The 14,149-nt window shown below is 73.4% G+C and carries 12 protein-coding genes and 1 pseudogene; 6 read left to right on the plus strand and 7 right to left on the minus strand.

What is annotated here, in order from left to right; all coding sequences use genetic code 11:
• Positions 1–9: 9 nt before the first annotated feature.
• On the plus strand, positions 10–1,503 hold the full coding sequence (locus tag E1283_RS02570; RefSeq protein WP_132816099.1) for a cation:proton antiporter domain-containing protein: 1,494 nt from the start codon (positions 10–12) through the stop codon (positions 1,501–1,503).
• Positions 1,504–1,655: 152 nt separating this feature from the next.
• A pseudogene (locus E1283_RS02575) lies at positions 1,656–3,137 on the plus strand (DHA2 family efflux MFS transporter permease subunit); the annotation flags it as partial.
• Positions 3,138–3,193: 56 nt separating this feature from the next.
• Here E1283_RS02575 and E1283_RS02580 read toward each other — a convergent pair.
• Together E1283_RS02580 and E1283_RS02585 are read right to left on the minus strand one after the other, a co-directional pair.
• A complete protein-coding gene (locus E1283_RS02580; protein WP_132816101.1) occupies positions 3,194–3,463 on the minus strand; it encodes a DUF397 domain-containing protein in 270 nt (89 codons plus the stop codon).
• Positions 3,464–3,469: 6 nt separating this feature from the next.
• The gene (locus tag E1283_RS02585) at positions 3,470–4,327 is read right to left on the minus strand and encodes a helix-turn-helix domain-containing protein (protein ID WP_132816103.1); all 858 of its coding nucleotides are present in this window, start codon (positions 4,325–4,327) and stop codon (positions 3,470–3,472) included.
• Between the two features lie 196 nt (positions 4,328–4,523).
• On the opposite strand from E1283_RS02585, the gene E1283_RS36980 reads away from it, so the two are divergent.
• Complete coding sequence (locus tag E1283_RS36980) at positions 4,524–4,976, plus strand: ATP-binding protein (protein WP_165955987.1); 453 nt, start codon at positions 4,524–4,526, stop codon at positions 4,974–4,976.
• On the opposite strand, the gene E1283_RS02595 is transcribed toward E1283_RS36980, so the two are convergent.
• Positions 4,921–6,699, minus strand: a complete 1,779-nt coding sequence (locus tag E1283_RS02595) for a SpoIIE family protein phosphatase (RefSeq protein WP_132816107.1) — start codon at positions 6,697–6,699, stop codon at positions 4,921–4,923. The genes E1283_RS36980 and E1283_RS02595 overlap by 56 nt on opposite strands.
• A 210-nt stretch (positions 6,700–6,909) precedes the next feature.
• Between E1283_RS02595 and E1283_RS02600 the strand changes: the two genes are divergently transcribed.
• A complete protein-coding gene (locus tag E1283_RS02600) occupies positions 6,910–8,742 on the plus strand; it encodes a VanW family protein (RefSeq protein WP_243744554.1) in 1,833 nt (610 codons plus the stop codon).
• Between the two features lie 3 nt (positions 8,743–8,745).
• On the opposite strand, the gene E1283_RS02605 is transcribed toward E1283_RS02600, so the two are convergent.
• The 3 genes from E1283_RS02605 to E1283_RS02615 all read right to left on the minus strand — a co-directional run bounded on the left by E1283_RS02605 (position 8,746) and on the right by E1283_RS02615 (position 11,397).
• Positions 8,746–9,768: an aminoglycoside phosphotransferase/kinase family protein gene (locus E1283_RS02605; RefSeq protein ID WP_132816111.1), complete on the minus strand. Its 1,023-nt coding sequence runs from the start codon at positions 9,766–9,768 to the stop codon at positions 8,746–8,748.
• Between the two features lie 40 nt (positions 9,769–9,808).
• Positions 9,809–10,822 carry a class I SAM-dependent methyltransferase gene (locus tag E1283_RS02610; protein ID WP_165955988.1) on the minus strand — a complete coding sequence of 338 codons (1,014 nt, stop codon included), beginning with the start codon at positions 10,820–10,822 and terminating at the stop codon, positions 9,809–9,811.
• A gap of 203 nt (positions 10,823–11,025) precedes the next feature.
• Positions 11,026–11,397, minus strand: coding sequence for a MerR family transcriptional regulator (locus tag E1283_RS02615; RefSeq protein WP_132816115.1), 372 nt, complete (start codon positions 11,395–11,397; stop codon positions 11,026–11,028).
• Between the two features lie 118 nt (positions 11,398–11,515).
• On the opposite strand from E1283_RS02615, the gene E1283_RS02620 reads away from it, so the two are divergent.
• A complete protein-coding gene (locus E1283_RS02620; RefSeq protein WP_132816117.1) occupies positions 11,516–12,589 on the plus strand; it encodes an alkene reductase in 1,074 nt (357 codons plus the stop codon).
• A 50-nt stretch (positions 12,590–12,639) separates the two neighbouring features.
• Here E1283_RS02620 and E1283_RS02625 read toward each other — a convergent pair whose 3' ends face one another.
• Entirely contained in the window at positions 12,640–13,134 is a 495-nt protein-coding gene (locus E1283_RS02625) for a cupin domain-containing protein (RefSeq protein WP_132816119.1), read from the minus strand.
• Positions 13,135–13,265: 131 nt separating this feature from the next.
• Here E1283_RS02625 and E1283_RS02630 point away from each other — a divergent pair.
• On the plus strand, positions 13,266–14,149 hold an 884-nt coding region (locus E1283_RS02630; protein WP_132816121.1), incomplete at its 3' end, for a LysR family transcriptional regulator.

The raw sequence follows: 14,149 nt of genomic DNA on the forward strand, positions 1-14,149 counted from the left end.
CGTCGCGGCGTGGGCCACCCCGATCTGATCGGCCTCGGCGCCACGGTGCTGATCGCCGGGCTGCTGGCACGGATCGCCCGGCGGTACGGGCTGCCGTCGATCCCCTGCTACATGCTCGTCGGCATCGCCTTCGGCCCCGGCACCCCGGGGCCCGAACTGGTGCGCCACCCGGGGGACCTGGCGGTGATCGCGGCGCTCGGCCTGGTGCTGCTGCTGTTCCACCTGGGCGTGGAGTTCCCCGTCGACCAGGTGCTCGGCGGCGGGCGGCGGCTGTTCCTGGCCGCGGTGATCTGCATCGGCGTCAACGTGTGCGCGGGGCTGCTGTTCGGACTCGTCCTCGGCTGGGGCGGTTCCGAGGCGCTGGTGATCGCGGGCGCGCTCGGCATCTCGTCGTCGGCGATCGTCACCAAGCTGCTGATCGAGCTGCACCGGCTGACCAACGCCGAGACGCCGGTGATCCTCGGCATCGTGGTGATCGAGGACCTGTTCCTCGCCCTCTACCTGGCGCTGCTCTCGCCGGTGTTGTCGCAGGCGGGTTCGGCGGCCGGGCTCGCCGCGGACGTGGCGGCCAGCTTCGGGTTCCTGCTGCTCCTCTTCCTGGTGGCCAGGTTCGGCGCGCGGGCGGTGGCGAGCCTCGTCGACAGCCGGGAGGACGAGCTGTTCGCCGTGCTGACCATCGGTCTCGTCGTGCTGGTGGCCGGCCTCTCCGACCGGCTCGGGGTGTCGGACGCGATCGGCGCGCTGATGACCGGGCTCGTGCTGTCCCGCACGGAGATCAGGGAGCGGGTGGTGCGTCTGGTGCTGCCGCTGCGCGACGTGTTCGCGGCGGTCTTCTTCGTCACCTTCGGGCTGACCATCGACGTCGCGCGCCTGGGGGCGGTGGCGGCGCCGGTCGGGATCGCGGTGGCGCTGACGCTGGTCTGCAACCTGGCCGCCGGCGTCGCGGCGGCCCGGCTCTTCGGGTTCAACCAGCGGGGCGCGGTGAACATCGGGCTGACGATGCTGGGCCGCGGCGAGTTCTCGCTGATCCTGGCCACCCTGGCGCTGGCGGCCGGCCTGGACGCCAGGATCGGCCCGTTCGTGGCGATCTACGTGCTGGTGCTCGCGGTGGTCAGCCCGCTGCTGGCCACCCACTCGCGGTACGCGGCCCGGCTGATGCCGGACTGGATACTGCGCCCCGGCTGGCGGTACGTGCGGGAGGAGACGATCAGCACCTCCTGCACCCACCTGGACCGGATCCGGATCACCGAGACGGACGCCGAGGAGTGTCCGCAGTGCGTGGCGGAGGGCATCGACTGGGTGGAGCTGCGGCTCTGCGTCACCTGCGGCCGGGTCGGCTGCTGCGACGACTCGCCGCGGCGGCACGCCAGCGCCCACGCGCGCGAGTCGGGGCACCCGATCATCCAGTCCGCGGAGCCCGGCGAGGACTGGCGCTGGTGCTTCCCCGACGAGACCCTGGTCCAGGCCCCGCTGGGCGGCCGGCGGTCCGCCACGGTCGACTGATGGCCGGCTAAAGATTCCCCCAATTCGTTTATCTGTAGTAAGCATCTTGTCGTAGGGTCGCCAGCGGGACAGCAACCGATGGGGAGACCGTGACAACGCAGAGTAAGGAAGACCTGACCCCGACCGGCGGCCGGCTCGACACCGGCCAGGCGATGACCCATCCGCAGATCATGCGGGCGTTGTCCGGGCTGTTGCTCGGCATGTTCGCGGCGATCCTCTCCTCGACGATCGTCACCAACGCGCTGCCGCACATCATCACCGACCTGGGCGCCGGACAGTCCGCCTACACGTGGGTGGTCACCGCGACCCTGCTGGCGATGACGGCCTCGATGCCGCTGTGGGGCAAGCTCGCCGACCTGTTCAGCAAGAAGCTGCTCATCCAGATCGCGCTCCTCATCTACGTGGTCGGCTCGCTGATCGCCGGCCTCTCGCAGAACGCGGCCATGCTGATCACGGTCCGCGTGGTGCAGGGCCTGGGCGTCGGCGGCCTGGTGGGGCTCTCGCAGATCATCCTGGCCGCGATGATCCCGCCCCGGGAGCGCGGCCGCTACAGCGGCTACCTGGGCGCGACCTTCGCGGTGGCCACCGTCAGCGGCCCGCTGGTCGGCGGCGTGATCACGGACACCCCGGGCCTCGGCTGGCGCTGGTGCTTCTACATCGGGGTGCCGTTCGCGCTCGCCGCGCTCGTGGTGCTCCAGCGCACGCTGCACCTCCCCGTGACCAGGCGCCGGGTGCGGATCGACTGGGCCGGCGCGCTGCTGGTCAGCGGCGCCGTCTCGCTGCTGCTGATCTGGGTGACGCTGGCCGGCGACAGCTACCCCTGGGCCTCCTGGCAGACCGCGGCCATGGTCGGCGGTTCGCTGCTGCTCGGCGCGCTCTTCGTGCTCGTCGAGCTGCGGGCGAGCGACCCGATCATCCCGCTGCGGCTCTTCCGCGACAAGACGATCACGCTGACCTCGATCGCCTCGCTCTTCGTCGGCATCGCGATGTTCGCCGGCACCGTCTTCTTCAGCCAGTTCTTCCAGCTGGCCCGCGGGGAGAGCGCCACCGTCTCGGGGCTCGCGACCATACCGATGATCGCCGGCATGTTCCTGTCGTCGACGGTCTCCGGCCGGCTGATCACCAGGACCGGGCGCTGGAAGCGCTGGCTGGTGCTCGGCGGGGTGCTGGTCAGCGCCGGCACCGGGCTGCTCGGCACCATGCGCTACGACACGCCGTACTGGCGGATCGCCGTGTTCATGGGCCTGATGGGCCTGGGCCTCGGCATGCTGATGCAGAACCTGGTGCTGGCGACCCAGAACCAGGTGGAGCCGAAGGACCTGGGCGTGGCCAGCTCGGTCGTGGCCTTCTTCCGCTCGTTCGGCGGCGCGATCGGCGTCTCGGCGCTCGGCGCGCTGCTGGCCAACCGGGTCGCGAGCTACACCCGGGACGGCCTCGCCGACCTCGGGGTGGACTCGGGCACCGCCTCGGGCGGCGGGATCCCCGACCTCGACGCCCTCCCGGCACCGCTGCGCGCGGTGGTCGAGAGCGCCTACGGACACGGCGTCGCGGACATCTTCCTCTTCGCCGCCCCGGCGGCCCTGATCGCGCTGCTGCTGACGCTCTTCATCCGGGAGACGGCACTGCGGACCCGCCAGTAGGCGGCGGGCCCCGCGCGCCGCGTCGGGCGACGCGGCGCGCGGGGCACCCGTCACGCCAGCAGGAAGTCCGCCTCTCCCCGCTTCGCGCCGCGGATGAAGGTCTCGATCTCGTGGGGGGTGTAGATCAGGGCGGGCCCGTCCGGATCCGTGGACTGGCGGAGTGCCACCCGGCCGTCGGCCAGCTTCATCGCCTCGACGCAGTTGCCGCCGTTCGTCCCGCTCCAGGGCTTTCGCCAGCCCTCGGTGCCCAACTCCCGGGCGGGCATCCCGTTGTATATGCGTTCGGTCGTGAGCGCCATGCGGCGCGTCTCGTCACCCATGCGGTGTCAGAGCTCCTTGCGAATGTCACCGAGGATCGCCGCGGTGTCTTGAACCGGTGCGGCCTGCGCGCCCATGCGGTCGAGGACCTCGAGATAGGCCACGGTGTCGGGCCGCTCGTCCAGGTAGACCGCACCGGTCAGGCTCTCGGCGTAGATGATGTCGGGCAGCTCCGGGATCTCGAATCGGAAGAGCTGGAACGGCCCGAACATGCCGGGGTGCGGCCCGGCACTGAACGGCATGATCTGCAGCGAGACGTTCGGCGACGCCGTCGCCTCGATCAGCCGGTCGATCTGCGCGCGCATCACGGCCGGCGAACCGACCCTGCGGCGCAGTACGTGCTCCTCGACCACCGCCCACAACAGTGGGGCGTGCGGCCGGCGGAGCAACTCCTGACGCGCCATGCGCAGGTCCACCCTGCGCTCGATCTCCTCGGCCGGCGCGCCGGGAAACCCCGTTCTGAACAGGACTCTGGCATAGTCCGGGGATTGCAGGAGCCCCGGGACGCAGTGCGGTTCGTACGCCCTGATCAGGCTGGCCTCGCCCTCCAGGCTCACGTAGAGGGAGAACCAGTCGGGTGTGACGTCGCGGAACCGGTGCCACCAGCCGGGGCGGTTGGCCTCCTCGACCAGGTTCATGAACGCGGCCGCCTCGGCCCCGTCGACGCCGTACAAGTCCAACAGGGCCTTGACGTAGAGGGGCTTGAGGCCGACCTCGGCCTTCTCCATGCGGCGCACGGTGGTGGCGTTGACGCTCAGCGCGCGGGCGGCGTCCACGAAGCTGCGGCCGGCTCGTTCCCGCAGGTCCCGCAGGCGCATGCCCAGGACGATCTGTCCCACGGTCGGCCCTGAACGCGCCTCTGCCACGTCGCCCTCCTCCGGGCATCGCCAAGTCCCCCGACCCGGGAAGAAGTTTGCCACACCCCGTAGCGGCATCGACAGAGATCAACTGGCTTTCTGCAAATTGCAGAACTCCCCTTGCGCTCGCGCTCCGTCGTTGCCCATAGTTAGGCAAGTGACCCTGCTCACCATGGCTCAGGCTCCACGGAAGGCGACCCCGCCCGTGTCCCCACTTCACGGCACGACGCCCATTCCCCTGCCCCGGTGCGCGGATCACCGCACCCCGAGCCCGCCGGGAGAGCGGATCGACCTGCCGGCGATCGCCACCTCGGTCGCGGCGGCGCGCACCCGGGTACGGAGCCGCCTCGATCACTGGGGGCTCGAGGACTCCGTTCGTGACACAGCGCTACTGGTCGTATCCGAGCTGGTGACCAACGTCATACTGCACACCCGCAGTGACCGGGTGGTGTGCTGGGTGGTGGCGCAGGGATCCGGGGTGCGGATCGAGGTGACCGACCAGGGTCACGGCATGGCCCCCCGGGTGCCGCGCCAGGCGAGCTCCGAGGCGGAGGGCGGCCGGGGCCTGCTGCTGCTCGACGCGTTGGCCGTGCGCTGGGGCGTCATCCCGCCGGGGCACGTGTCGGGCTGTACGGTGTGGGCCGAGATACGCCCCTGACGAGCCCGGGGTCCGCCCGCCCGGCGGCCGTGTCGGCGCCGACCGGCGGCTTCCCCTCGGTGGTCTCGCCGCGCCGCAGCAGGACCAGCGCCATGTCGTCCACGTCGGGCCCGGGGCCGCGCACCTCGGTCATCGTGTCGGCCAGCAGTTCCAGGTCGTCGGGCCCTCCGCCCAGTGCGTCGACGAGCGTCGCCACGCCCTCGTCCAGGTCCCGGCCCGGCTGCTCGATCAGGCCGTCGGTGTAGAGGAGCAGCGTTTCGCCCGGCAGCAGGCGGGCCTCGCCGACCGGGGGGTTGGCCTGCTCGAACTCGGTGGCCACGCCGAGCGGCAGCGCGCCGGCGACCGACAGTTGCTCGCAGACGCCGTCGGCGTGCCGGAGCAGCGGCGCCAGATGCCCGGCCCGCACCAGGCTCAACCGGCCGCTGGCCGGGTCGTGTTCGGCGTAGAGGCAGGTGGCGAACCGGTCGGTGTCGAGGTCGTGCAGGAAGACCGAGGCGCGGGCGATCACCTCCGGGGCCGGATGCCCCTCGATCGCGAACGCCCGCAACACCACCCGCAGTTGGCCCATCACGGTGGCCGCGTGCGTGTCGTGGCCCTGGACGTCGCCGATGACGGCGGCCACCCGGCCGTCGGACAGCGGGATCACGTCGTACCAGTCGCCGCCGATGTCCCGGCCGAACCGGGCGGAGCGGTAGCGCGCGGCGACCGCGGCCCCGGGGACGGTGGGGACGCCACGGGGCAGCATCGCGTGTTGCAGGTTCTCGGCGAGGTCGTGCTCCTGCTCGACGAGCACGGCGCGCTGCAGGCTCTGGGCGACGCCGGCGCCGATCGCGACCAGCAGGTTGCGCTCCTCGGGCGGGAAGTCGCGCTCCTCCTGGAAGAGCAGCCCGAGGCCGCCGAGCGGCACCCCCTGGGCGGTCAGCGGCAGGTAGGCGGCGGCGCTCACGCCGAGCTTCGCCACGTGCGACCACAGCAGCGGGAAGCGCTCGGCGAACTCCCCGGCCGAGGAGATGTAGACGGGGCGCTGGGAGCGCACCGCCTCGTTCATCGGCAGCGGCTCGTCGAGACGCGCGTTGTCGAGCCCGGGTGCCGGGCTGCGGTCCTCGGCGACGATGTGGATGCGGCCGTTCTCGATGAGACCGAAGCGGAGGCTGGCGGCACCCAGCCGGCGCAGTCCGTTCGACGCGGTGAGCACGTCGGTCACGTCCCGCACCGTCACGGCCCTGGCCAGCGCCTCGGCGGTCCGGTCGACCACGGACGTGTGGCGGCGGCGGCGCTCGTCGAGCTCCTCGCGGGCGACGACGCGGCCGAGCTCCTCGCTGGCGTCCCGCACGATCCCGATGATCCGGTGGGGGGTGCCCCGCCCGTCGCGGACGATGTGGGCCTGGGTGTGCGTCCACCGCATCCGCCCGTCCCGCAGCCGCACCCGGAAGTACGCGCCGTAGCTGGAGCTGCCGTCCTCCAGCGCCCGCCGCACGACACCGTCGATGCGGACCGCCTCCTGTTCCGGCAGCCGCGCGAGCAGCGTCGCGGGCCGGGAGTCGAACTCGTCGGGGGCCAGGTCGAGGACGTCGAGGCCGGACGCGTCGAGGTGCAGCAGGTCGCGGTCGAGGTCCCAGTCGAAGCCGCCCATCCGGTTGAGCGCGAGGCAGACGTCGGAACGGGCGGGCCAGCCGTCGGGGAGCGGTCCGCCCTCCCGTCCGGGTGGCCAGAGCTCGTCCATGTCCTGCGGTCCGTTCGTCGGCCCGACAGCGCGTCGGGACATGTGCGCCCGGGGGCGCGCCGTCCACCTCCCACTGTGACACCACCACGTCGCACGCACGACTCGTACCGGTGGTCGCTCCCCGTCCCGGGGGTCTCCGCCCGCACCGGTCACCACGGATTGCGCTACGGACCTGCACACGGCCGATCACCGTACGCTAATGTGCGCGGCGTGTCGCGCATACCCCAGCTCTCGCGCCCACCCCGCCCGGCCCTGATCGGCGGCGTGCTGGTGCTCGGTTTCGGCGGTCTGACCCTCGGCTGGATCCTGCTCTTCGCCCCGCTCAGCGGCGGCATAGCGCCGGGTACCCACGTCCAGGGCGTGGACATCGGCGGTCTCTCGCCCGAGGAGGCGGAGGCCAGGTTGTCCGCCGAGCTCGCGGACGACTGGGCCTCGCCGCTCGAGGTGCTGCTCGGTGGGGAGGAGAGCGAGCGGCACGCCATCGAACCGGCCACGGCGGGCCTCTGGGTCGACGTCGGGTCGACCGTGGCCCAGGCGGACCGTCCCGGCCTGCTGCGCCGGCTGTTCGGCGCCAGGGGCGGCGAGCTGGACCCGGTGGTGCGGCAGGACCCGGCCGACGCGCAGACCGGCCTGACCGCGCTCGCCTCCTCCTGGGAGAGCACGGTCCAAGAGGGCGCGGTGGCCTTCGTGGACGGCGAGATCGAGGTCACCGAGCCGGAGGCGGGCATCGCGCTCGACGTGACCGGCTCGCTCGGCCCGCTCCGCGAGGCGTATCCGTTCCAGGCGGACGCCCGGCCGGTGCGGCTGCCGGTGTGGCAGGCCGAGCCGCGCACCGACCGGCGCGAGGTGGAGCGGGTGCTCGCCGAGTTCGCCGAGCCGGCGATGTCGGGCCCCGTCACCCTGACCGCCAACGGCCGCCGGATCCCCGTCACCCCCGCGGTGATCGGCGACCACCTCACCCTCACCGCCGACGGACAGGGCACGCTGCGGCCCGAGTTGGACGGCGAGGCACTGGCGGAGGACGAGCGCCTCGCCGACGCGTTCGACGCCGCGGCCGTCGACCCCGTCGAGGGCAGCGTGCGGCTCGACGGGGACCGGGTGGTGATGGACCAGCCGGGCGAGGCGGGCAGCAGGGTGTCAGGGGAGGCGGTGGGCGAGGCGGTGTTGCCCCTGCTCACCGAGGTCGGCGCCGCGGCCCGCACCGCGCCCGTCGACACCGAGCCGGTCGAGCCGGCGCTCGGCGAGGACACCTACCGGGAGCTCGGCCTGGTCGAGGAGATGTCCTCGTTCACCGTCGAGTTCGAGCCGGCGAGCTACCGCACGACCAACATCGGCCGGGCCGCCGAGCTGATCGACGGCTCACTGGTGCTGCCGGACGACGCCTGGAGCTTCAACGACCGGGTCGGCGAGCGCACCGAGGAGAACGGCTTCGTCGAGGGCGTCATCATCCAGGACGACCGGTACCAGCGCGCGCAGGGCGGCGGCGTGTCCGCCGTGGCCACCACGGTCTACAACGCGATCTTCTTCGCCGGCGTCGAGCCGCTGGAGCACGGGGCGCACTCGTTCTACATCGAGCGCTATCCGGAGGGCCGCGAGGCCACGGTCGCCTGGGGCAGCCTCGACCTGCGGTTCCGCAACGACTCGGGCAACGCGATCTACATCCTGGCCGACGCCGACGACACCTCGGTGACGGTCACCTTCCTCGGTACCAGGAGGTACGACCAGGTCCGCTCCGACACCGGCCCCCGGGAGAACGTCCGGGAGCCGGAGACCCGCCGGGGCGAGGGCGAGGACTGCGTCTCCCAGCCCCCGTTGGAGGGCTTCGACGTCGAGGTGCAGCGGGTCTTCGTCGACGGGGGCGAGGAGGTCGGGCGGGAGACCTACACCACCAGTTACGTCCCGCGCGACCGGATCATCTGCCCGTCGACCGTCACCGGCTCGGTCTCCCCGAGCGAGCCGGAGCCGGAGCCCGATCCGGCACCGGCGCCCGGCCCGTCCGGGCCCGGCTACGGGTGGCCCTGGCCGGGGGGCTACCCGTACTGATCCCTACGTGAGCAGCGCGGTCCAGCGGTCGAGCGAGCGCAGCGTCCGGGGCATCTCCCGCTCGGCCGCCGTGACCATGCGCAGCCCGAAGGCCCGCTGTTCGGCGGTCGCCCGCCGGTGGCCGAGCGCCAGCCAGAGGCTCCAGGCCGTGACCGCGAGCTGGTCGCGCAGCATCCCGGCGAACGCGGTGGCGTCGGCGGCCCCGCCCGGGCCGCCCCCGGCCAGGTAGGCGTCGAGCAGCGGCCGCACCACCCCGGCGTCGGCCTCGGCGGCCGGCCCGTTGAACGGGGTGGCGAAGCGGAACGCCACGCTCACCGCCTCCCACCAGGGCACCACGCCGTTGCCGCCGTCCCAGTCGATCAGCGCGTAACCGGCGGGGGTGCGCAGCACGTTGGCACGGGAGGTGTCGCCGTGGGCGAGCAGCCGGCGGGGCCCGTCCCGCTCCGCCGCGAGGATCAGCGCGGTGGCCTCCTCGACGGCCGGCAGCAGCGCCCCGGCGGGGCGCGCGACGTCGTGCCCGCCGGCCTCGGCCTCGGTGACCCAGGAGTGCCAGTCGGGCATGGTCTGGAGCGTCGGTACCGCCTCGTCGTCGGCCTCGATGTCGAGCCGGGCGATCCGGGCGAGCGTGGAGCCGACCCAGGCCACCGCGTCGGCGGTCCCGCCGGGCCCGGACCTGAGGTCGTCGCCGTCCAGCCACTCGGTCACCCGAACCAGGTCCGCGTCGGCGTGTCGGTGCCAGTAGCCGACGGCCGGCGCGGGCGGTTCCACGGGCTGGGGCATCGTGACGCCGGCCGCCAGCGCCGCGCTCTGCAGCCGGTGGACCCGCTCGGCGCGCCGGAGCTGCCACTCCCCCACCACCAGGTGCTCGGTCTTCACCAGCCACGAGCCGCGCTCCGTGGTCAGCAGCCGGCTCACCGACGGGTTGCCGCCGTTGGGCAGTGGCCGGGCCCCGCCCACCGGCCGGCCGAGGTCGAAGGCGGCGGCGACGGCGGCGAGTTCGCGGGGATCGGTCAGGTCGAGCGGCATCCCCGCAGTGTGCCGGGGCGGCCCGCCGCGGGCCAGCGGATTACGCGGGGGTGAGGCGGTCGATGAAGCTGAAGGCCGGGACGTCGAGGAGGTGGCGGTCGGCGATCCGCCAGCCGCCCTCCTCGATGGCCGTCGACCACTCGTCGATGGTGGGCAGCAGTTGGCCCATCACGCTGTGCACGGTCTCGAACCCGAGGGTGAACAGCGGGTGTTCGGGACCGTCGAGGCCGGTGGAGCGGCAGGTGTCGCCGAGGATCAGGTTGCGGACGTTGGGGAAGACGGTCCGCAGCCGGCGCAGGGTGCGCACGCAGTCCTGCCGGGGCCACAGGTCGTGTCCCATCAGGAAGCAGGTGACCGTGTCGACCTTGGCGTACTCGGGGCGCGGGCCCATCGTCACGAAGTCGTCCTGGGTGAGTGTGACGCGGTCCTGGACGCCGGCCTCGCGCACCGCCTCCCTGGCCACCGTGATCGCGCTGGTCGACATGTCGACCCCGATCAGCCGCGCCTCGGGCTTCAGCGCCGCCAGCATGAGCAGCCGCTCGCCGCCACCGCACCCCAGGTCGGCGACGGTGCCCAGCTCCAGGCTGTCGATCATGTCGCGCAGCGGCGGGTCGAAGAAGGTCTGGGTGATGTTGCGGCAGGCCACACTGATGGCGCGGGCGTCCCGCCGCACGAACCCGCCCTGCCGGAGGCTGTTGACCACCTTGACCGGCAGGGTGGTGAGCAGTTCGCCGCAGCCGCGGGTCAGCCAGTAGAAGAACGCCCGGGCGCGGAAGGCGTCGTCGAACCCGACGTCGGTCTCGGCCGTCTCGCGTTCCGGGTCGAGGCTCACGATCCGGCGGCTGGAGAGGGCGATCAGGATGGCCCGCACGGTGTGCGGGTGGGCGTCCCGCTGCTCCGCGAACTCGGCTATGTCGAGCCGTCTCCGCTGGTCCAGTTCGTCCAGCAGCCCGATCTCCCACGCGGCGCTCAGCGCGGCCGAGGCGATGGCCCCGTTGAACGTGTCGGCGCAGTAGCGCGCCCCCTCCGGCAGCTGCTGCTGGGAAGTCGTCATCGCATGCCCCTGATTCCTGTGCATCATCGGGATTCCCGTTGTCCCCAGCGTGCGGGGGCGACGCGACACGCGCATGCAGGGCGGGACGAAATGCGGCCGTTCGGGTCACGCCGGGTTCCGGAGGGTCCGGAGGGTTCCGGAACCGGAGGGCGCCGGAACCCGCCCGCCGCCCACGGGGCCAGGTCCTGCCGCCCGGACGGGGGCTACGTCGGGCGGCAGAGGGTGCCCGTGTGGAGGGCCGTGGCGGCCTGCCCGATGACGGTGTCGAGCCGCTCGCGCGCCCGTTCGAGATCGCCGATCCGGGCGGCGAGCCGTTCCCGCTCCGCCGCCAGGCGGGTCAGCGTCTCCGGCGTCGACTCGCCGGTCGCGATGCCGGGCAGCAGGTCCAGGATCGCCCGGCTGGGCAGCCCGGCGGCGTACAGGCACCTGATCGTCTCCACCCGGTCCACCGCGCGCTGGGCGTAGTGCCGCTGCCCGCTCGCGCTGCGCTCCGACCGGAGCAGCCCCTGCTCCTCGTAGTAGCGCAGCGCCCGCACGCTGACGCCCGTCCTGGCGGCGAGTTCACCGATCCGCACCCTGACTCCCCACTGTGATCCCGGTCACGTGACTTGCCTCTGACGTCGACGTGAGCTCCTAGCGTCATGAGCGCGCGCGCACCACCGATCGATTCCCGCGAGACGAAGGAGACAGACCGTGACCAGCCTTCTGGACGGCTACCGCATCGGCGAGCTGCGCCTGCCCAACCGCGTCGTGATGGCCCCGATGACCCGGGCCCGTGCCACCGCGGACGGCCTGGCGACGCCGTCCATGGCCACCTACTACGCCCGGCGCGCCACCGCGGGGCTGATCGTCAGCGAGGGCGTGGCCCCCAACCACCAGGGCCAGTCCAACCCCCGCACGCCGGGGCTGCGCACCGAGGCCGAGGTGGCCTCCTGGCGGCCGGTGACCGCCGCCGTACACGCCAACGGCGGCCGGATCTTCGCCCAGTTGATGCACGGCGGCCGGGTCGGCCACGTCTCCGTGGCCGGCCACCGGCCGGTCGCGCCGTCCGCCGTCACGCTGCCGGCCGACGTGTTCACGCCGGACGGCATGCGGCCCGCGTCGGCGCCCAGGGCGCTGGCCACGGCGGAGGTCGCCGTCGAGGCCGCGGCCTACGGCGCGGCGGCCCGCCGCGCGGTCGACGCCGGTTTCGACGGCGTCGAGCTGCACGGCGCCAACGGCTACCTGATCCAGCAGTTCCTCTCCAGCAACGCCAACCTGCGGACGGACCGCTACGGCGGCACCGTCGCCGGCCGGCTCCGGTTCGCCGTCGAGGCCGTGGAGGCCTGCGTCGACGCGATCGGCGCCGCCCGCGTCGGCATCCGGCTCTCCCCCGGCGGCCGGGTGTGGGACATGGTCGAGGACGACGCCCCCGGGCTGTACGCGGCCCTGTTCGAGGCGCTGGCCCCGCTCGGACTCGCCTACGTCCACCTGTTGGCCCCCGAGGGGGACGACGAGTTGCTGCCGGCGTTGCGCAAGGCGTGGCCCGGCACCCTGATCGTCAACCCCGGCGGCCAGATCGGCCCCAGGGAGACCGATCTGGCCGCCGGCGAACGGTGGTTGGCGGCCGGTGCCGACCTGATCGGCTTCGGCCGGGCCTTCCTCGCCAACCCCGACCTGGTGGAGCGCTTCCGCACCGGCGCGCCGCTCCGCCCGACCCCCGATCGCGCGAGCTGGTACTCGGGCGGGGACGCCGGCTACCTGGACCACCCGGGCCCCCAGCACTGACGGCGCCGCCCCCGGCCCGGGGGCCCGGCCGTGGCCGGGCCCCCGGAGGGTCAGCGGTCCGCCAGCGCACCGGCCCACGCCTCGCTCGGCACGTAGTGGTTGTCGTAGCGCTCGGACGAGGCACGGATCTCGTCGACCGAGGCCGTGCCGGCGGCCACCCGGGCCAGCAGGCGGTAGTAGTCGAAGCGGGGCAGCCCCGGGGTGAACAGCGCCAGGACGTCCGCCTCCCGGCCCGGAACCGGCGCGAAGGCGTGCGGCAGCCCGGGCGGGAGGAGCAGGAAGTCGCCCGGTCCGAGATCGTGCACCTCGTCACCCGCCAGGGCCCGCAGGGCGCCGTCGAGCACGAACAGCACCTCGCTCGCCCGGGTGTGGAAGTGGGCCGGCGCGCCCGGCGAACCCGCCTTCAGCAGCGAGCGGTTGGCGGTCATCGCCCCGCCCGTGTCGGCGGAGTCGGCGAGCAGCGTGATCAGGCTGGTGGGGCCGTCCGCCAGCTGCTCGGCCTCCGCGGAGCGGACCAGCACGGCGGCGGGGGTGGTCGTGGTCATGGCCTTCTTCTCTCGATGAGGAGTTCGACCCTGCGGTCGCTGGTGTCCACTCTCGTCCCGACCCGCGGTGCCATCAACGCGCTCCTGTGCAAGGATCGTCAAGGCACACTTAACGATCGGGGACGGCGGCCATGCTGGAGCGGCACGAGATCGAGGCGTTCCTCGCGGTGGCCGAGGAGCTGCACTTCGGCCGGGCGGCGCAACGCCTCCACGTGTCCACCGCGCGGGTCAGCCAGACCATCGCCAAGCTGGAGCGCCGCACCGCGGCACCGCTCTTCCACCGGACCAGCCGCCGGGTCGAACTGACCGCGATCGGGGCCGGGTTGTACGAGGGTCTGCGCCCGGCCTGGGCCGAGGTCTGCGCCGCCTTCGAGCAGGCCGTGGCCGCCGGTCGGGGCTTCGCCGGCGGGCTGGAGATCGCCTTCGAGGGCGCCGCCGGGGGCCAGCTGCTGGCCCAGGTCGCCGAGCGGTTCCGGCGCGGCCACCCCGAGTGCGCCGTCAGCCTGCGCGAGGCCCAGCTGGTCGACCTGGTGCCCCGGCTCCGCGACGGCCGGCTCGACCTGGCGCTGGCCACCCTGCCGATCGACGAGCCCGACCTGGTCACCGGTCCCGCCCTGGTGTCCGAGGCCCGCCTGCTCGCGGTGCCCGCCGGACACCCCTTCGCCCGTCGCCCCTCGGTCTCCCTGGAGGACCTGGCCAGGACGCCCCTGCTCCAACTCCCGGACACCCTGCCGGCGGCCCTCCGCGCGGACCGCACCCCGCGCACCACCCCGGCGGGACGCCCCATCGAACCGGGCCCCGGCGCCTCGACGTTCAACGAGCTGCTGACGCTCGTCGGCGCCGGCCAGGGCGTCTTCCCGGTCGGCGCGCACGCCAGGCGGTACTACGTCCGCCCCGACGTCGTCTACGTGCCGTTCAGCGACTCCCCGCCGCTGCGTTGGGCCCTGCTGTGGCGGGCCAACAACGCGACCGCCCGCGTCCGCGCCTTCGCCGAGGCCGCGCGCCAGCTGGTGGA

It is taken from the genome of Streptomyces hainanensis (assembly GCF_004348415.1).
Lineage (GTDB): Bacteria > Actinomycetota > Actinomycetes > Streptomycetales > Streptomycetaceae > Streptomyces > Streptomyces hainanensis.

What these genes read in the sequence shown, in the direction of transcription:
- E1283_RS02580 (WP_132816101.1), bottom strand. Translation starts at nt 3,463, where the DNA reads ATGGGTGACGAGACGCGCCGCATGGCGCTCACGACCGAACGCATATAC.
- E1283_RS02595 (WP_132816107.1), bottom strand. Translation starts at nt 6,699, where the DNA reads ATGGACGAGCTCTGGCCACCCGGACGGGAGGGCGGACCGCTCCCCGAC.
- E1283_RS02605 (WP_132816111.1), bottom strand. Translation starts at nt 9,768, where the DNA reads ATGCCGCTCGACCTGACCGATCCCCGCGAACTCGCCGCCGTCGCCGCC.
- E1283_RS02610 (WP_165955988.1), bottom strand. Translation starts at nt 10,822, where the DNA reads ATGACGACTTCCCAGCAGCAGCTGCCGGAGGGGGCGCGCTACTGCGCC.
- E1283_RS02625 (WP_132816119.1), bottom strand. Translation starts at nt 13,134, where the DNA reads ATGACCACGACCACCCCCGCCGCCGTGCTGGTCCGCTCCGCGGAGGCC.